Source organism: Paraburkholderia sp. BL6669N2, from assembly GCF_003387275.1.
Lineage (GTDB): Bacteria > Pseudomonadota > Gammaproteobacteria > Burkholderiales > Burkholderiaceae > Paraburkholderia.
The window spans coordinates 1,623,086-1,640,963 of sequence record NZ_QUNA01000001.1; the positions used below are offsets into that span (position 1 = coordinate 1,623,086).

The following is a 17,878-nucleotide window of genomic DNA, read 5'->3' on the forward strand; positions in this document are numbered from 1 at the left end:
AGCCTGCGGACGAACCCTCGGTACAAACCCGAGGAACCTCGTCCATGAAGCACAACTGCACGAACCACACTTTTGCTAAACATCGCGCTCGTTGATATTGGTGGGGTTTGAATTGGGAGACCTCACACTGCGCTCACGATGGGGAACCCAAAAAGGAAGCGGAATCGTGAATACCTATGATGTGGTGGTGATCGGAGCGGGCGTGATCGGCAGTTCGGTCGCGTTTCACCTGCAGAAGCTCGGCGCGCGGAACGTACTGGTGCTCGATCGCGCCACGATCGGAGCGGGTACGACCTCGCAGTCGTCGGGCATCCTGCGCACGCACTATTCGGTGAAGGAAAACGTCGAACTCGCGCGCAAGTCGTGGTCGGTGTTCAACGACTTCGCCGCCTATCTCGGCGACGACGAAGCATCGTGCGGGCTCGTCAAGTGCGGCTATATGATTGTCGCGGCCGACGGCGACAAGCTCGAGCCTTTGCGCGCATCGCTCCACCAGCAGAAGGAGCAAGGCATCCCGCTCGAATTGCTCGATGCGCGCCAGGCGAAGGAACTCCTGCCGATCGCGGAGTTCAGCGACGCTGCGTTGATCGGCTACGAGCCGGAAGCCGGCTTCGCGGACGCGTATCTGACGGCGACCAGCTTCGCGCGCGCGGCGCGGCGCGGCGGCGTAACCATCCGCGAGAACGCCACCGTGAACAAGCTGCTGATCGAAAACGGCAAGGTGGTCGGCGTGTCGACCAGCGCGGGCGACTTCGCGTGCTCGACCGTCATCAGCACACAGAACATCTGGACGCCGGAGCTCGCCGGCTGGACCGGCAAGACGCTGCCCATCGCGCCGGAACGCCATGCGGTCCTCGCGCTCGATTGCGCCGGCGCCGCGTACACGTTCAAGATGCCGGTGTTCAAGGATCTGGCGTCCGAAGGCATGCTCTACTACCGCAGCTACGGTGGCAACCAGATGCTGGTGAGCGAAGGCGTGGTCGGCGAGAAGCTCAGCACCGCGGACACCGAACAGGGCGACATTCCGATGGACTACGTCGTCGATGTCGGGGCGCAGGTCGCCGAGCGCTTCCCAGCCTACGAAGCGGCGGGCATCGCGTCGTCGTGGACGGGCGTCTACGACGTGACGCCGGACTGGAACCCGGTGCTCGGACCGCTACCGGGCATCGAGGGACTGACGGTCGGCTACGGCTTCTCGGGTCACGGCTTCAAGCTTTCGCCTACGGTCGGCAAGATCCTGGCGCAAAGCGCGCTCGGCGTGACGACGGACGTCTCGCTGAAGCCGTATTCGATCGAGCGCTTTGCGGCGGGCGAGCTTCTGACCGGCAAATATGGACTTGGTGCCGTCTCCTGAAGCGCGCGTGCCGGCCGGTCTCACGATCCGGCCGCTTGCATCGTACGCGTTGCAGCCGTGGCGTAACGGCGGCGGTCGAACCCGCTCTCTCGCTGAGGGCGCCGACGGTGCCTGGCGCATCAGCCTCGCTGTGGTGGAGCGCGATGGTCCGTACTCACGTTTTCCCGATATGGACCGGCTGTCGCTCGTGGTCCAGGGCGCGGGGGTCGATCTACGACATGCCGGAAACCACATCACGCTGGAGCCGGGTCGTGCTGTCGAATATGACGGCGCGATTGACTGGCAGGCAACGCTGCGAGGCGGTCCGGTCATCGCGCTCAACACGATGGTGGCGCGCGAGCGCTTTCGCTCGCGCGTTGTCCCGTTGCATGAAACCACCCTCGTACCGACCGGCAGTTTTGCGCTCGTGTTGCCGTTGAGAGGAACCTGCGACTGGCGAACAGAAGACGGGACCACGGCGACGCCGCTAGCGTCAGGCTGCGTGATCACACGGCACATCGACGGACCGGACTTGCTGGTTGCGCCGCTGACGGATGCCGTGCAGACGCCGTTGTTTCCGTCAGCTTCGGGCGCCGCCGTTGCACTGGTCCTGATCGAGTCACTGGCTCAATTAAATCTTCGGAATGAAGGAAATGTCACATGAAGGTCTTTGCAGCAGTTAAACGCGTTGTCGACTACAACGTGAAGGTCCGCGTGAAAGCGGACCAAACCGGCGTTGACATAGTCAACGTGAAGATGTCGATGAATCCGTTCGACGAAATTGCCGTGGAAGCGGCCACGCGCCTCAAGGAAGCGGGCAAGGCGAGCGAGGTCGTCGCGCTCACCTGCGGCCCGGCGCAGAGTGTGGAAACGCTGCGTACCGCGCTCGCAATCGGCGCAGATCGCGGCTTTCACATCCAGACCGACGTGGAGTTGCAGCCGCTTGCCGTGGCCAAACTACTGAAAGCAGCGGTCGAACGCGAACAGCCGCAACTCGTGATTCTCGGCAAGCAGGCCATCGACGATGACGCTGGCCAGACCGGCCAGCTGCTCGCCGCGCTTCTGGACTGGCCACAGGCAACATTCGCCAGCCATATCGAAATCGGAGCCGAAACAGCGACGGTGACGCGCGAAGTGGATGGCGGACTCGAAGTGATTGAATTGCAGTTGCCCGCCATCGTCACGACCGATCTGCGATTGAACGAACCCCGTTACGTGACGCTTCCCAACATCATGAAGGGGAAGAAGAAGCCGATCGACACGGTCAGCCCTGCCGATCTCGGCGTCGATCCGGCTCCCCGCCTCAAGACGCTGAAGGTGGTGGAGCCAGCCGTTCGCCAGGCCGGCGTGCGCGTCGCCGATGTGGCTGCGCTCATCGACAAACTGAAAAACGAAGCGAAGGTAATCTAATGGCCACTCTCGTCATCGCAGAACACGACAACGCGCAGATCAAGGCTTCGACCTTGCACGCCGTTGCTGCAGCACGTCAATTGAACAACGGCGTCCATGTACTCGTTGCCGGTCACAGCGCGGGGACGGCTGCTCATGCAGCGAGTCAGATCGCAGGCGTGGACAAGGTGATCCTGATCGACGCACCCGAGCTGGCTGACGGTCTGGCCGAGAACGTTGCGGCACAGGTCCTTACGCTCGCGCCGTCGTACTCCCACCTCCTTTTTCCTGCGACTGCGGCCGGCAAGAACGTGGCGCCGCGCGTCGCGGCCAGGCTCGATGCATCCCAGATTTCCGATGTGATCGCGATCCACTCGGCGGATACATTCGACCGGCCGTTCTACGCCGGCAATGCAATTGCCACTGTGCAGTGCGACGACGCAGTCAAGGTCGCGACAATCCGGACGACCGCGTTCGAGGCCGCGCCAGCGACAGGCGGCTCAGCGTCTGTCGAAAAGAGGGAGGCGACCGCGACCAAGGCGCGCGTGCGGTTCGTCCGCAGAGAAGTGTCGACCAGTGAGCGGCCGGAGCTGACGTCCGCTCGCATCGTCGTCTCGGGTGGTCGCGGCATGGGGAGCGCGGAGAACTTCGCCCTGCTCGATCCGCTCGCCCAGAAGCTGGGCGCTGCCGTCGGTGCGTCGCGTGCCGCGGTCGATTCCGGGTTTGCTCCGAACGACTGGCAGGTCGGGCAGACCGGCAAGATTGTCGCGCCGCAGCTTTACGTCGCCGTCGGCATCTCCGGCGCGATCCAGCACCTCGCAGGCATGAAGGATTCGAAGGTCATCGTCGCGGTGAACAAGGACGCCGAAGCGCCAATCTTCAGCGTGGCGGATTACGGTCTGGTTGCCGACCTGTTCGAAGCGGTGCCGCAACTCACTCAATCACTCTGATTAACCCGAGGGCCGGCGGCATCACCTGGCCACCGTCACCGCTGATCTGCGGTGACGGCTTTCTTGCATCTACTCTCGTCTCTATCAGGACAGACGTCGCATGGCTTCCAGCGCCGCCGACATCATCTGCTCCACGACTGGCTTTATGCTTGCCGCGATGTCTGGCCGATAGTCGAACGGCGCGTCCTCGTTCATGTAGCTCGACTGACACATCTCGAGCTGGATAGCGTGGATTCCCTCTTCCGGCCGCCCATATTCGCGCGTGATATAGCCGCCCTTGAACCGGCCATTGGCCACCCATGAAAATGGCTGCCGGCTCAGGGTTGCCGTCACCGCATCCAGAACCTGCGGCGCGCACGACTTGCCGGAGTTCGTGCCCAGGTTCAGGTCGGGAAGCTTGCCATCGAAGAGACGGGGCAGCACGCTCGCAATCGAATGCGCTTCCCAAAGCAGAACCTGCCCATGCTCGGCCCTCAGCTCTCTGAGCGTCTCGCGTAGCTTCGCGTGATAAGGCGCATGGAATGCCTGAAGCCGTGCCGCTATCTCTTCGGACGAGGGCACTTTCCCATCGGCGTATATCGGCTCACCACGAAACGTTTCGCAAGGGCACAGCCCGGTAGTGGTCTGCCCGGGATAGAGACTCTCGCCGGAAGGCGGACGGTTCAGATCTATGACGTATCGAGAGACGCGCGCACTCAGGACGGAAGCGCCGGCTTGCGCGGCGAAGTCGTAGAGCTGGTCGAGGTGCCAGTCCGTGTCAGCGACGGTGCGTGCGGCATCCGTGCATCCGTCCAGCAGGTCGTCCGGGATGATGCTGCCCAGATGCGGAATGGAAACCAGCAATGGCAAGGAGCCCGCCTTGAAATCAAACACCCGTGAGTCGGTCATGTCTGGAATTCTCCACTATAGACTTGCGCATGGCGCGACTGACCGCTTGGGATCGGTGGGTTCGCACGGAGCCTGCCAGCCACCGCCATTCTGACGACTGAATAAAAAAACCGCGCGAATCGACGATCCGCGCGGCTTTCTGCCCAGGTTAGCTTAGCTGCCGAAAGACCACTCGCGCGGCGGCAAATAGGTTTCCTTCACGACCCGCGGCGACGTCCAGCGCAGCAGATTCAGGTACGAACCGGCTTTGTCGTTGGTGCCGCTCGCGCGGCCGCCGCCGAATGGCTGCTGGCCGATCATCGCGCCCGTCGGCTTGTCGTTCAGGTACAGGTTGCCGGCTGCATTGACCAGCGCGGCTTCAGCTTCATGCAGTGCGAAGCGATCGGTGCAGAAGATCGAGCCGGTCAGCGCGTACGGGCTTGTCGCGTCGATCAGCGCCAGCGTCTCGGACCACGCATTGTCCGCGTAGACGAACACCGACAGCACTGGGCCAAAGAGTTCCTGGGTCATCAATGCGTGCTCCGGATCGCTGACTTCGAGCACCGTCGGCGCGACGAAGAAGCCCGGCTCTGACCACGTCTTGCCGCCCGCGACGATCGTAACCTTGCTGTCGTCCTTCGCGGCGTTCAGGACGGCGGTCAGTTTCGCATGCGACGCCTGCGAGATCACCGCACCCATGAACGTCTTGCCCAGATCGGCCGGATCGCCCACCTTCAGCTGCGCGAGGCGTTCGACGAGCTGTTCGCGCACGGCTGGCCATAAGCTCTGCGGGATGTACGCGCGCGATGCGGCGCTGCACTTCTGGCCTTGATACTCGAACGCGCCGCGGATCAGCGCGATCGCCAGTTCCGCCGGATGCGCCGACGGATGCGCAAGCACGAAGTCCTTGCCGCCAGTCTCGCCGACCAGGCGCGGAATCGTGCGGAACGCACCGACCTTCGAGGCGACACCCTTCCACAGCGACTGGAACACTGCCGACGATCCGGTGAAGTGGATGCCCGCAAGATCGGGCGAATCCAGCACGGCGCGGGTGGTCAGTTCCGCATCGCCCGGCACGAAGTTGATGACGCCAGCGGGCAGACCAGCTTCTTCGAGCGCTTCGTAGAAAATCCAGTTGGCGAGTGCCGATTTCTCGGACGGCTTCCACAGCACCGTGTTACCCATGATCGCAGGCGCGGTCGTCAGATTGCCGCCGATCGCAGTAAAGTTAAACGGCGACACGGCATACACGAAGCCTTCGAGTGGACGCCAGTCCGTGCGATTGACAGCCGTCGAGACCGACAGCGGCTGCTCGGCATACACGCGTTGGGCGTTGAATGCGTTGAAGCGCAGAAAGTCGATCAGTTCGCATGCCGAGTCCGGCTCCGCCTGATCGATGGTCTTGCTCTGCCCGAGCACGGTCGCTGCGTTGATGCGCATGCGCTGGCGCGTTGCAATGATGTCAGCCGCGCGATGCAGGATCGTCGCGCGGCTCGCGTACGACAGCGCCGCCCATTCGCGCGAAACTGACTTCGCATTGGCGATCGCCTCGCCGATCTGCGCGTTGGTCGGACGGTGAATACGTGCGAGCAGACGCGAATGGTCATGCGGTGCGCGGACCTCTACGACGTCATTGGAGAAATAACGTTTACCACCGATGACGGTCGGGATCTCGACGACGTCGCGTACGCTCAATGCCTCGGTAAGCTGCTCGGCGGCCTCGGAGCCGGCACCGAAGTGCACCTCGGGCTCATTGGCCGGAAATGGGAAATTTGGACTTGAGTTCAACCCCTGCTCCTTCAAAAACGATGGGACGTATGGCCGGCCGACGCGAGTGTGTCCTCGAAGGCGGAAAGCCGAGGCCGGTCGGTTCAGGTACCAGACTAGCCCGTCTTTGTGCGTGAGTTGATTAAGTCAATGTCTCTTATGTATAGAATCGGCGGCGTTTGTGCAGCGGATTCCGGATCAGGCCCCGTCCATCGTGTAGACGTCTTCGGGCGCGAGCGAAAGCGCGGCCGCAATGTCTCGCCCCACCTGCCGCTGAAACGCAAGTCTCAGCATGTCATACATGTCGACGGGCAGCCGGCCAAGTTCGTTCTCGCGAAACGCGAGGTAGAACGACCGGCTGAGTGTCTGGTAGGGGCGGCCGTGCCGCGAAAACGACGTCAGCGGCACGACGCGGACATCGTTCAGATACTGACGCGACTGCCACAGGCACATGGGCGTGGTCAGCGCAAAACCGAGTCCGGCTGCGACCAGACTCAGTAACGGGTCCGTCGCATCGAGCTCGTACGTGCGTTCGATACTCTCCGCGTTCGCGGCCAGATACCCATCGACGTGCTGGCCGATGACCGACCTCGCGCTATAGCGGATCAACTGGAGATGCGATGAGAGGTCAGTCAGGGTACCGTAGCGGTCGATCTCGAAGTTGCGCGGCAGGACGACCAGGTAGGGTTCGGAAAAAAGCCTTTGCCGGATGATTCCCGGCGCGCCCGTCTGGCCAGACGTGGTCACTGCGATGTCGACCTGCCGTGCTTCCAGCTGGGCCTCGAGCACCGGACCAATGCCCGACCACAGACGGATCTGATGCGACGTGCCCGCAAGCGCGCGAATGACGATCGGGCCCATCGTGGCCGCGAAAGAGTCGACGCAACCCAGCCTTACGACCACCCGTTTCGCGCGCGTGACGCTGCGCACGCTCTCCACCATCTGGCTCGCGCCCTGCAGTAGCACGGTGGCGTGTTCAAAGAGCCTTTGCCCCGCCGAAGTGGGGCGGGCGGGACGGGTCGCCCGGTCGAGCAAGGTGGTATCGAGCAGCGTTTCCAGCACCTTGATGCGATGGGACACGCCGGCTTGCGAGATGGCGAGCCTGATTGCTGCGTCGGAGATCGACCCTGCTTCCACGACCGCGACCCAGCTTGCGAGCAAGTCCCAGTCGGGAAACTGTTCAGGAAAGCGCTCTTTCATTTCCGGCGGTTCATGGGTGACTGAATGTAGCACGATGTTCAGCGAGGCGATTTCCTCGCAACGGGAACTCTACAACTGATGGGCACCGGTATGCCGGTCAGCCTCCGTCCGGACGGCCGCGGGCAGACCTCGCAGAACATTTTCGAAGGTCTCAAGCAGCGGCGCCATGGCGGTGTCGACGAGGCTCGTGTTTCGGTCCCGCGACGCTCGCAATGCACCGCCATCCGCCGGTCCCGCCAGCGCCCGGTCAGCCTCGGATGCGCAATCGACTCTCCATTGGCCCGAAATCTCCAAGTTCAACACATGAATGCCGGATGCGGGGTTTCCATAGTGCTCCGCGGTAAAGCCATCGGCGATGTTTCCGTTAACCACCCACGAGCGTCCTTGGGCCTTGGCGGATTCCGTCAGCGCGCCGACGAGTTTCCGGTCGCAGGCTTTACCGTTGTCGGTTCCGACGTTGCAGTCGCGGCCGGCGGACTCCTCGCGAAATGGCGAAAGCCAGCAGCTCGCATGCGGCACAAGCAGCAGAATATGGTCATGCAGCGCGCGAAGGCGCCGAATTTCTTCTGCGACGGCCAGATGAAATGGTCGCCAAATTCGTTCGACGCGCTCATTCACCTCGGCGGTAGTCAGCGGCATATCCGGCTCATATAGAGACTCTCCGCGTGACGTGTGCGTTCGACACAGCCCTCCACGATCCACTCCAACAGACAACGGAGGACCATCCGCGGACACCATGAAATCAATCACGCATGGATGATACCGGGCGGAAATCAAGGTGATGCCGCAGCGGCGCGCGGCGTCATGAAACAGAAGTCCGGCAGGATCGGCCAGCCGGCCCTCGACAGGCACCCAGCCAGCGTGCTTGCGCAACTCCTGGGGAATCAGGGTACCCGTGTGGGGCGTCACGACAAGGACAGGCGAATCGCCACGAAGCAGGGTGTCGCAACCGGGGTTCGGCATATCAGTTTCCATGGCTTATAGGCGCAAAAGCCCTCTCGCGATTACACCAGGGCACCTGAAACTTAGCATTTCCCGCTCTCCTGCGGAATTGCACAAGCCCGCTTTGCGCTAACTATAAACTGCATGAAATTCGATTGGCACGTCGCGGCTCGCGAATACACTCCCGCGCAGCTTCTACGTTGCGGCAGGCGCTTGATGCCGGCACCTCCAAGGGAAGCCAGAGCGACCGCTCGTCGCGCGACATCCTCTCCGAGAAGCATAACCGCAGCAGGGAAAGACCGTGATTCGGATTTACGCTGCCTTCGCACTTCTCGGAGTTTTTTGGGGCTCGAACTTCATCTACATGAAGTGGGCGTCAGGACTCGTAACTGCGGGACAGATTTCCCTGTTGCGCGTCTTTTTCGGGTTCGCGCCGCTCGCGATACTTGCCTGGCGCAAAAGAGTCGTCCGTCTCGCCCAGCTCAGATACCTCCATCACTTCACCATCATGGCGGCTTTTGCGACGGCGTTCTCATACTTTGCGATGGCGCAAGGCACTGCGCTTCTGCCATCCAGCATCGCGGGCGTTCTCGGCGGATCACCAGCGCTCTTCACGTCGATTGCGTCGGGCGTCTTTCTGCGCAATGAACGCATGAACCGAATGATGGCATCCGGCGTGCTATCAGGAATCCTCGGTATCGCTCTCATCTCGCGACCATGGACGAGCACGGGCCCCGATGCTGCGATCAGCGCGATCGGGGTAGCGTGGATGCTGGCCGGATCGATTGTGTTCGGTCTATCCTACATTTATGTGCGCCGGTATCTGTCTGGGACTAGCGTTCCTCCGCTGGCAATCGTCACTTGGCAGATGGGACTGGCGTTGCTGATTCTCGTTAGCCTGACGGATCTGCACGGTATGAGCCGAATTCTGCAAGACTGGAAGGCCGCGACGGGACTTGCTTTTGGTCTGGGACTGCTCGGCACCGGCGCCTCTTTTCTGCTCTATTACTACCTGCTCGAGAAACTCGGGGCAGTAGCCGCCGCGAGCGCTGTGTACGTCACGCCAGTCGTCGCGCTGCTGATCGGCTGGAGTGCGGGCGAACGCGTCGGCCCGCTCGAACTCATAGCCGTATTCATGATTTTAGGAAGCATTGCGCTCCTTGAGTTCGGTCGCCAGGCGGGCGCACGGCAAGAAGCCGCGCTTATAGCGCCATCCACCGTCAGCTTTGACTGACTGGACGAGCCATGTACGCACGACAGAAGACCCTGCAGGATTTCATCAACGTTGCGCACGTTCTTTTTCAGAACCAGGCTTTACCGCAAGCTGCACGGGAACTGTCCTGCAAGGTGTTCAGGCGTCTGGCAACAGAGAGCGATGATGGGAAAAGAAATCTGACAATCTACCCTGCGTGCATCTACCTCGACCGCGCGCTTGCATCTGTGCCGGCAGATGAGACGCCCTTGGCCTGCGCAGCACGATCCGTCAAGGAACTCGAACCGTTCATTGGATGGCAGCGCCGAACGACGGGGCTGAACGGAAGCGAGAACTATGTCGAAAACCACGTGAACGGAATGATAGTCGGCCCCGGCGGAATGGAAAGTCGTTACGACGTTCAGCTTGGCTTTTCGTTGCTGGCGCCGAACACCCGGTACCCGGACCATCAGCACGTCCCGGAGGAGGCCTATGTTCTTCTGACGGCGGGGGAATTCAAACAGGGAAACGGTGACTGGTTTGAACCTGGAATTGGCGGTGGGCTGTACAACAGGTCCAACATCTCTCATGCGATGAGATCGAGGAACCTACCGTTTTTTGCATTCTGGTGCCTGCTGGTCTAGAACGTGCTGCGCGGGAACGCGGCTACGCGACGATCAACGAAGTCTTCGCGCCGGGCAGGACCGCAATGGCCGCGCCCGTGCAACGGCGAGGTTATCCCGCGATCGGCGTAGCGGGGGTGTCCCGAATTTTGTGTAAACGGGTTGAGGTTTAACCCGGCACCAGCCGCTCTTCGAACTGGATCGTGAAACGGTTCAGTGCGGCCTTCCAGTCGCGGATCGGCATCGTCCACTTCTTGCTAATGTTGTTCAGGGCCAGGTAAAACAGCTTGGTGACGGCCTCATCGGTCGGGAACGAGCTGCGGGTCTTGATCACCTTGCGCAGGCTCATGTTGATCGATTCTATGGCATTCGTGGTGTAAATCACCTTCCTGATCTCCGGTGGGTAATCGAAGAACGGGATCACGCGTGCCCAGTTGCGCCGCCAGCTCTGCCCGATGGAAGGGTAGTCCTTGTCCCACCTGGCCTCGAAGACGCCGAGCATCTGTTCGGCCAGCTCTACGGTCGATGAAGTGTAGATCGTCTTCAGATCGGCGGCGACTTCCTGCTGCATTTTCCACGGCACGAAGTTCAGGCTGTTGCGCACCATATGCACGATGCACAGTTGCACGGCCGCCTTCGGGTAGACCGCTTCAATGGCTTCAGGGAAACCTTTGAGCCCATCGACGCAGGCGATAAAAATGTCCTGCACGCCGCGCGTCTTCAGCTCAGTGACCACTTGCAGCCAGAACTTTGCCCCCTCGGTCTGGGCAATCCACAGTCCCAGGACCTCCTTGTGACCGGCCATGTTCACGCCGATGGCCAGGTACACTGCCTTGGTGCGCACCGCGCCGCTGTCGCGCACCTTGACGTGGATGCAGTCGAGATAGACGATCGGGTAAAGCGCGTCGAGCGCACGGGCTTGCCAGACCTTCACCTCCTCGCTGACGGCGTCGGTGACCGCCGAGATGAGCGTGGGCGACACCTCCGTACCGTACATCTCTTCCAGATGACCCTGGATCTCGCGCACGCTCAGACCCCGCGCGTACAACGAAATGATCCTGTCGTCGAAGCCCGTCCAACGCGTCTGATGACGCTCCACCAGCTTCGGCTCGAATGCGCCCTGACGGTCGCGCGGAATATTGAGCGGCAACTCGCCAAACTCCCCCTGCAACGTCTTCGCGCTATGCCCATTACGGGTGTTGCCAGTGGCATTGGTCACCGCTTCGCTCTTGCCATGGCCCAGGTGCTCGGACATCTCCGTCTCAAGCGCTCGCTCCACCAGCATCTTCGTGAGCTGCTTGAGCAACCCGTTCTCGCCTATCAGATCTTCCGGCTTCTGGTAGTTCGCCAGCAGGCCGTCTGCCAGCTTGACGAGTTCAGGATCGGGTTTCTCTCTTTTGTTGCGTTTCGCCACGGTCATCTGTGCTCCTGTTGCTGACAGTCTCCTGCCAAATGACCGTTTACACAAAAATTTTTACACCCTCGGCGTAGCGTTCCGCCCAATACTGTAGGGTCGAGAACTGGCGCGCGCACGTTAGGCTCCGGTGGCAGTTCCTCCGCTTTCGCAGTGGGCCTCAATCCGGCTGCCATGGCCACGTTTCCAGCTCCCGCCTCATCGAACGCAGCGGGCCGTTTTCCGGCACTACGCTCTCCTGTTTGCTTCATGTCAACGTTTATGGGACCTATCATGCTGGGGACGCTTTCGACGCTGTCTGGTAGCGAACCTTGTAGCCATTGAATAGCTTCAGTTCGCCATACAGCCACCGCTTACTCCACGTCTTCCAGCCGAAGCCATGTTGCTGCCGGGATCGCTGCATGTGGCGCCGGATCTTCTTTTCCACCCAGTCTTTCACGAAGCTGAAGCACTCACTGGAATTTCCAATAGCGAAGTAGTTCACCCAGCCGCGTAGCACCGGGTTGATCAATTCGACAACCCGACCCACTGGCTGTGACTTATATCGCCTGAACACATCCTTGAGCTTTCGCAGTAACGCCGTTCGCTTCTTCAGCTTGGGCGTGTACTGCGGTCGCCGCACCTTGTTCCGGATGCTTCGGACGCGACGGAAGTCGAACCCCAGAAAGCCGAAGCTCTCTCCACATGCCAGATTCACAGTGCGGCTTTTCTCTTCGTTGACTTCGACCTGTAGTTTGACAAATTCTTCCCGAAGGCGTCGGGTTACGGCCCCGAGCAACCACGCATGACGCGGATGACCATAGATAAGCACGACAAGATCGTCAGCAAAACGGGCATACTCGACGTAGGTGTACGTCCCATTGCGCGTGGTTTCTTTCGCTCGCTCCAGCATTTGATCCACCTCTGTGAGGTAGATATTGCTGAGTAGCGGCGAAATCACCCCGCCCTGCGGAACGCCTTGTTTGCCCGATGCCGTCAGCATCAGCTTTAGCAGATGCATGACATCCCGATCATTGATCCGCCTCGCCACCTTGTCGAGCAGCAGGTGATGCCGCACGGTGTCAAAGTAGGCGCGTAGATCCAGATCTATGACCAGTGTTTTCGCCTGCACGATCGCCGTCGCCACTCGCTGCACCGCTTCATGTGCGGTCCTCTTGGGACGATAGCCATACGACCCCGGCTGGAAATCTGCCTCGAAGATCGGTTCCAGTATCAGCTTGAGCGCACCCTGGACCACTCGATCACGGATGGCGGGTATCGATAGGACGCGGAATTTCCCCCCGTCCTTCGGTATTTCCTTCCTCCGTGCCGGCAGTGGCCGGTAGGTACGCTCAACCAGTTCGCCCTTTATCTGCTCCAGGAACGCCTCCACGCCCTGCGCCTCGATGACTTCGAACGTCACGCCGTCAATACCCGGTGCTCCGTTGTTTAATCTGGCCATCTCGTAAGCTTCGCGTAGTACCTCCGTCTTGCAGAGATGAACGTACAAACCCCAGAAACGCCAGGACGGTTCAGCCTTCGCCTTGACGTATAGCCCTCGCCTCAGGTCCTGCAAACTAACGGACGTCTTTGTCATCTCGTCCTTGCCTCCCATGTTGTTGAGGACATTACAAACAGCAGGGCCCCTTCGCTCCGTCAGCGTTACCCAACTTCACAGCTACTACGGACCCGTCCGCCACCCTCTCGCCTTCGATCCATTTCCCGGGTTCTCCGGTTATAGGACCTACCTTGCTCCGACGATTTCTCATCGGGGCGAGGAGGGCTTCTCCAGTTGCTTAGCGTGTCCTTGTCATCGTGCCGTCGCTTACACCCCGCCGAAGTGAAGTAGCCGTATCGGTCAGATTTCGGCTACCCATGCTGCCTTCGCCTACACAGTGAGGGCTCGGCCTTCGGGTCTATTATTTTCGAGGCCACATCCACGTTCATCTTCATTACGGCCCGATGACTCGCACGTCCCCCAAGGAGACGGACGTCGATAGGCTTCAGAGTCTTGGTTTCCCGCCACCCTGCTATCCAAGCTACGGAGCTTCTGACTTCTACCCCGGCAGGTATATCTCCTGCTGAACACGCCAGCCTTGGCTGGACGCACACTGTGTCACAAAAACATGGGAGTAACGCAGCAATACGGGCACCTCTGTAATCGTCTGGAGATGTCCGCAGCAATTCGCCAGCGCAGCGTTGCAATCGAGTCAGGTACGTGTCGCTGCATGCGCTGGGGAGCGGCGTGGGATATATAGTCCGTGGGTAAGGCAGGTGCGCTGCGGATTTGAGGGCACCCCGATACGCTCGCTTCGGAGGCTTTACGCGCGACCCTCACGGTGTCGAAGCCAAAGATGGCAAGTACAGGCTTGCGATGATCCGGAGTGGTCAGTAAAGCCGAGACTCCGACAGGCATCTTTCTCTCCCCGGTTCGGTAGTCGACGCTTTTCCCAATCCGCCGGCTGCGGTATCGAATCGGATCCCGCCTGAACCAACAACGTCTTCGACATCTCGGGGTTGTCGTACTTTTCGTGCGAATTCTGGCGGTCTCCATCTAAAAATCCATATTGATCAATGGCTTGCGAAGAGGCTGATTATGCGAAAGCCCGAAAGCCGGCGATCCTCGCTGCGAGCGGCGCTCCGCGCGACTACCGCCAGATTTCGCACGATTCGGACGATTACCCCTAACTGCCACGATGCCGTCGACGCGTGGACCGCGACTCATGCGGGCACCCAGCCCGTGCGCGGCTGGCTCGTCGTCGAGACGGAAGGCGCTCCCCTGCACCTGGTCGCGCACTGCTGGTCCGCCAGCCTGACGGTACGCTGACTGATCCTACATTCACCCAGGGAGATCCGGCCTTCGCGTTTGTACCGCACCCGCGGCCGACCGGCGGCTTCTTTTCGCTGTTGTGTCGGCACGAGGCACCCTATGCCTGCTTGTGTTAACCCGGGGCGATGGTGTCTCGCAGAACGTCGGGTAATCGTACCTACCGCCTGAGAAATGGCGGATCCCGACAGGGATTCGCTCGCGGTCTTGGGCATGCCGTCAGGCGTCGCCCTGGATGCGTCATCGATCCAGTTGCACCTCGACGCAGCCGAAACGCTGGAACAGTCTCTTGAGGACCTGAAGAGCCACGAATAGAAACCCAACAGACTGTCGCGTCGCTTGGCGGCCGTTTCTCTTGCGAAGATTCCGGCCGCAAAGCGGCCAGCAGCCGCTGTGGCGAGCAGCAACAGATTGAGGACAGTCGACGTCTGGTGGAGGAAAGTCGGTGCGACCCCCGCGACCGAACCAACGCCCTTATCACAGCCAATGGCTGGACAGCGTTTCACTTGCCCACACCAGCCGATCTGAGGGCCGAACTGAGTGCGGGCAAGCGAAACGTTGACGTTTGTGGTCATCATCACACGTACGATATCCAAGGACGGTTGGATGTGGAAAGTCAAAGACCTCCTTTGTACATGATTTCGTCCGTTTCCTGCCGAATTAAGGCAACTGCAATAGTTTCATTGCAGTATAGCCAGCACGTCGGCCAACCTACCGTGGAAAGCCGGCTCGGCTCCCGAAGTCGAGAAAGACTCAACGGCTGGCTACGATATAGGCGGCGAACGCCTCACATCGCTCCTCGTGCATTAAGGCTAAGCTGACCAAGCCACTAAATCGGCGACGTGTCAGCGACTTGAACGTCGCCAAGTCATGAGGCCGAGCTTAAGCCATTGCTTTTCGGCCCTCGCAGGCCTGTTGGGCGGGCACTTTGCCCGCCTTTCGCCCACTATGGGCGTACCGGTGCCATCAGGTTTTTTCGCGACAGGTACCTTCGTCGCCAATCCGGTGTCTTCCGGATACGTCGGCAAGATTACGCCAGCCTCGGGCACGCTTTCCAACCTGCGTTACCAGAATTTCGAAATCAACGGCAAGTACCAGTTCACGCCAGCCTTCTTCGTCGGCGCGATGTATACGTACACCCTGAGCGGTTTCAATGCCACCACTGGAAAGCTAAAGCCGAATTACGAAACTGCGGGGCTGATGGCTGATTACTCACTGTCAAAACGCACGGACGTATATGTACAGAGTGCGTATCAGCATGTCGGTGGTGACCGTACTGGCAGCGCCCTCGACTTCGCCTTTGTGCCGGTGGCCGATGACGTATCGTCGAATCGCAATCAGGTGGTCGCGCGCGTCGGCCTGCGTCACAAGTTCTAAGTGGCTCAGACCTTGTCAGGAATTGGCTGAACGCTGGATTCCGTAGTAAGGCGGTGGACCACTGGTTCCCAAGTCCATCGCAACCGAAACGCAGAACAGGAGTTGTGCTCCTCGGAGATAGGCACCCGCATTGCGGGTGCCATTTTTTCACCGTATCGAGCTAAAGCTCGCCGGTATCGCGTTGAGTTTTGCCTTCGACGAGCTTTGCTTGTGAACGCTGGTCTAAATCCGACACTAAACGACGGCGTTCACACCTACTGATGGTCGATCTGTCGTCGCATTTGCGCCACACCTACATATTAGATTTTTTAAGCTGGCGGCGAATGAGTACATCGATGAGTACACGGGGAGACCAACGCCAGACAAATAACATTAGATATCAAATACATAGATGTGAAGTCCAGGTCCTCTCCTGGGAATCGAACGATTGCCCAAATATGTACAAAGGAATCCGAACGAAACGATTGAGTTGCAGAACGCGCGGAGCGTTTGGTCCATTACCATCCATAGTGGAACAAGGCAATCCGGGAGCAGACGAGCACGTTTCCGAGTACATCGAAAGTTCGAGGTCGAGAAATGTACTCGCCCTGCACTCCCCTCAATCATTCCGCGACCGACAATCTTGTCTCCTCTGGTTTCGGCTGAGTCAGCGCCAAGCCCGCCTCGACACAGACCGACACCTCTACGCGGTCAGACTCAAACCACGTGCGGCGGACTGTACTTGAGCAGCACTATCCGCCGCAGGATCTGTTCTGGTCCATCCCTCAAGCATATCCGCCCACGCCTGTAGCATCGACCGCCTCTGGTCGGCGTATTCGGCCTTGTTGTACACCGCACGCACGCCGCGCTGCTCGTGCGCCAGACATTTTTCTATCCAGTCGCTGTTGAATCCGGCTTCATGCAGATGCGTGCTGGCCGTTCTTCGCAGGTCGTGCACGGAGAAAGACTCGAAGTCCTCCCCTCCGCTCTCCCGAATCAGCTTGACGGCAGCGTCGATCACGCGATTCAGGGTGGCGGCACTTATCGGCAATTCCGTCTCGTAACGACCGGGATGCAGGTACGAGCTCGCCCCGAAACACGTCTTGAAGGTGACCAGTATATCGAGGGCTTGCTGGCTCAGATAGACATTGTGCGCGCGCCCGGCCTTCATCCGCTCCTTCGGAACCGTCCAGAGCGCCGCATTGAAGTCGACCTCATCCCATGTGGCCTGGATGAATTCCGACTTGCGCACCATTGTCAGCAGCATGAACCTGACGGCCAGACGCAGCGTAGGCAGCGTGGGCGTGCGCTCCAGTGCCTTGAAAAACACGTGAATTTCGGCTGGCGTCAGTGCTCGGTCACGCGGCTTGAAGGTGGCGATAGCCGAAGGCCGGATATCTTCAGCCGGATTGTCCACCTTCAGCCCTCGCGCCTGGACGAACCGATAAACCTGCAGAACGATTTCGCGCGCCTGCACGGCGGGAGCGGCAGCGCCCCGTTCCTTGATCTTCTCGCATCTGGCCATCAGGCGCGACGGCGTGATCTCTTCGAGTTTCAGGCGCCCGAATTCCGTCGCGAGGTTCCGGTCGTAGACGGACTTCCGCATTGCGCGGGTCGACGCTGCGAGGCTCGCTTCGGCAAAGTACTTCTCGGCCCACTTGCCGAACGTTAGCGCCTCGGCGGCTTCAACGCGCTTCTCGACCTTGGCCCGGGATGGACTGATGCCCTGCTCGACTATCCGGCGGGCCCGTTCGAGAAGCAGCCTCGCTTCAGCAAGACTGAGCGACATACCGAAGCCCAATTCCTGCTCCTCGCGTACGCCCCTTGCGGGGAGCTTGGGATCATAGCGGCCAATGACCAGCGTCTCGCGTCGGCCATTCAGCCGATAGTCGAACCGGAAGCTGACCACGCCCGACAGCGTGACCGCCACGTACAGGCCGCGCTGGTCGGCCACCTTGTAGATCCTGCCGGCAGGCTTGAGCGCCCGCAATTCGAGGTCGGTAAGCATGCAATACTCCGTGAACTGATACCGTCATCTG

At 60.3% G+C, this 17,878-nt stretch carries 14 protein-coding genes and 1 pseudogene; 8 read left to right on the top strand and 7 right to left on the bottom strand.

The features are described 5' to 3' along the window. The first annotated feature begins 166 nt into the window (after positions 1-166). From B0G80_RS07500 to B0G80_RS07515, 4 genes are read left to right on the top strand one after another with little or no spacing between them, the layout of a single operon-like run. The gene (locus B0G80_RS07500) at positions 167-1,354 is read left to right on the top strand and encodes an FAD-binding oxidoreductase (RefSeq protein ID WP_116117567.1); all 1,188 of its coding nucleotides are present in this window, start codon (positions 167-169) and stop codon (positions 1,352-1,354) included. Beyond that, on the top strand, positions 1,341-1,997 hold the full coding sequence (locus tag B0G80_RS07505; protein WP_220377451.1) for a HutD family protein: 657 nt from the start codon (positions 1,341-1,343) through the stop codon (positions 1,995-1,997). Before B0G80_RS07500 ends, B0G80_RS07505 begins: the two co-directional genes overlap by 14 nt. After that, a complete protein-coding gene (locus tag B0G80_RS07510; RefSeq protein ID WP_116117569.1) occupies positions 1,994-2,743 on the top strand; it encodes an electron transfer flavoprotein subunit beta/FixA family protein in 750 nt (249 codons plus the stop codon). The genes B0G80_RS07505 and B0G80_RS07510 overlap by 4 nt, the downstream gene beginning before the upstream one ends. Then, entirely contained in the window at positions 2,743-3,672 is a 930-nt protein-coding gene (locus B0G80_RS07515; protein WP_116117570.1) for an electron transfer flavoprotein subunit alpha/FixB family protein, read from the top strand. The genes B0G80_RS07510 and B0G80_RS07515 overlap by 1 nt, the downstream gene beginning before the upstream one ends. 84 nt (positions 3,673-3,756) lie before the next feature. On the opposite strand, the gene hutG is transcribed toward B0G80_RS07515, so the two are convergent. The 4 genes from hutG to B0G80_RS07535 all read right to left on the bottom strand — a co-directional run bounded on the left by hutG (position 3,757) and on the right by B0G80_RS07535 (position 8,469). Beyond that, the gene (gene hutG, locus B0G80_RS07520; protein ID WP_116117571.1) at positions 3,757-4,560 is read right to left on the bottom strand and encodes an N-formylglutamate deformylase; all 804 of its coding nucleotides are present in this window, start codon (positions 4,558-4,560) and stop codon (positions 3,757-3,759) included. 153 nt (positions 4,561-4,713) lie between these two features. Beyond that, positions 4,714-6,327 (bottom strand): L-glutamate gamma-semialdehyde dehydrogenase, encoded by a 1,614-nt coding sequence (pruA, locus tag B0G80_RS07525; protein WP_116117572.1) that lies wholly within the window; start codon positions 6,325-6,327, stop codon positions 4,714-4,716. A 177-nt stretch (positions 6,328-6,504) separates the two neighbouring features. Then, positions 6,505-7,506, bottom strand: coding sequence for a LysR family transcriptional regulator (locus B0G80_RS07530; RefSeq protein WP_116117573.1), 1,002 nt, complete (start codon positions 7,504-7,506; stop codon positions 6,505-6,507). A gap of 69 nt (positions 7,507-7,575) precedes the next feature. Further along, complete coding sequence (locus tag B0G80_RS07535) at positions 7,576-8,469, bottom strand: N-formylglutamate amidohydrolase (protein ID WP_181919927.1); 894 nt, start codon at positions 8,467-8,469, stop codon at positions 7,576-7,578. Between the two features lie 280 nt (positions 8,470-8,749). On the opposite strand from B0G80_RS07535, the gene B0G80_RS07540 reads away from it, so the two are divergent. From B0G80_RS07540 to B0G80_RS46755, 3 genes and pseudogenes are all read left to right on the top strand, one after another. After that, a complete protein-coding gene (locus B0G80_RS07540; protein ID WP_116117575.1) occupies positions 8,750-9,682 on the top strand; it encodes a DMT family transporter in 933 nt (310 codons plus the stop codon). A gap of 11 nt (positions 9,683-9,693) precedes the next feature. Beyond that, complete coding sequence (locus B0G80_RS07545) at positions 9,694-10,284, top strand: dimethylsulfonioproprionate lyase family protein (RefSeq protein ID WP_116117576.1); 591 nt, start codon at positions 9,694-9,696, stop codon at positions 10,282-10,284. Between the two features lie 5 nt (positions 10,285-10,289). Beyond that, positions 10,290-10,406, top strand: a pseudogene (locus B0G80_RS46755) (IclR family transcriptional regulator); the annotation flags it as partial. 26 nt (positions 10,407-10,432) lie between these two features. Here B0G80_RS46755 and B0G80_RS07555 read toward each other — a convergent pair. Both B0G80_RS07555 and ltrA read right to left on the bottom strand, forming a co-directional pair. Continuing rightward, on the bottom strand, positions 10,433-11,683 hold the full coding sequence (locus B0G80_RS07555; protein ID WP_116117577.1) for an IS256 family transposase: 1,251 nt from the start codon (positions 11,681-11,683) through the stop codon (positions 10,433-10,435). A 265-nt stretch (positions 11,684-11,948) separates the two neighbouring features. After that, a complete protein-coding gene (gene ltrA / locus B0G80_RS07560) occupies positions 11,949-13,253 on the bottom strand; it encodes a group II intron reverse transcriptase/maturase (RefSeq protein ID WP_116119565.1) in 1,305 nt (434 codons plus the stop codon). 2,145 nt (positions 13,254-15,398) lie between these two features. Between ltrA and B0G80_RS07565 the strand changes: the two genes are divergently transcribed. Beyond that, a complete protein-coding gene (locus tag B0G80_RS07565; protein WP_309568747.1) occupies positions 15,399-15,860 on the top strand; it encodes a porin in 462 nt (153 codons plus the stop codon). Positions 15,861-16,542: 682 nt separating this feature from the next. Here the strand turns inward: B0G80_RS07565 and B0G80_RS07570 are convergent. Beyond that, a complete protein-coding gene (locus B0G80_RS07570) occupies positions 16,543-17,847 on the bottom strand; it encodes a site-specific integrase (RefSeq protein ID WP_116117579.1) in 1,305 nt (434 codons plus the stop codon). Between the last annotated feature and the right edge of the window lie 31 nt (positions 17,848-17,878).

Excerpts from the sequence above, each read along its gene's own strand:
- hutG (WP_116117571.1), bottom strand. The coding sequence starts at position 4,560 with ATGACCGACTCACGGGTGTTTGATTTCAAGGCGGGCTCCTTGCCATTG.
- B0G80_RS07510 (WP_116117569.1), top strand. The coding sequence starts at position 1,994 with ATGAAGGTCTTTGCAGCAGTTAAACGCGTTGTCGACTACAACGTGAAG.
- B0G80_RS07555 (WP_116117577.1), bottom strand. The coding sequence starts at position 11,683 with ATGACCGTGGCGAAACGCAACAAAAGAGAGAAACCCGATCCTGAACTC.
- B0G80_RS07535 (WP_181919927.1), bottom strand. The coding sequence starts at position 8,469 with ATGCCGAACCCCGGTTGCGACACCCTGCTTCGTGGCGATTCGCCTGTC.
- B0G80_RS07545 (WP_116117576.1), top strand. The coding sequence starts at position 9,694 with ATGTACGCACGACAGAAGACCCTGCAGGATTTCATCAACGTTGCGCAC.
- B0G80_RS07570 (WP_116117579.1), bottom strand. The coding sequence starts at position 17,847 with ATGCTTACCGACCTCGAATTGCGGGCGCTCAAGCCTGCCGGCAGGATC.
- ltrA (WP_116119565.1), bottom strand. The coding sequence starts at position 13,253 with ATGACAAAGACGTCCGTTAGTTTGCAGGACCTGAGGCGAGGGCTATAC.
- B0G80_RS07515 (WP_116117570.1), top strand. The coding sequence starts at position 2,743 with ATGGCCACTCTCGTCATCGCAGAACACGACAACGCGCAGATCAAGGCT.
- B0G80_RS07530 (WP_116117573.1), bottom strand. The coding sequence starts at position 7,506 with ATGAAAGAGCGCTTTCCTGAACAGTTTCCCGACTGGGACTTGCTCGCA.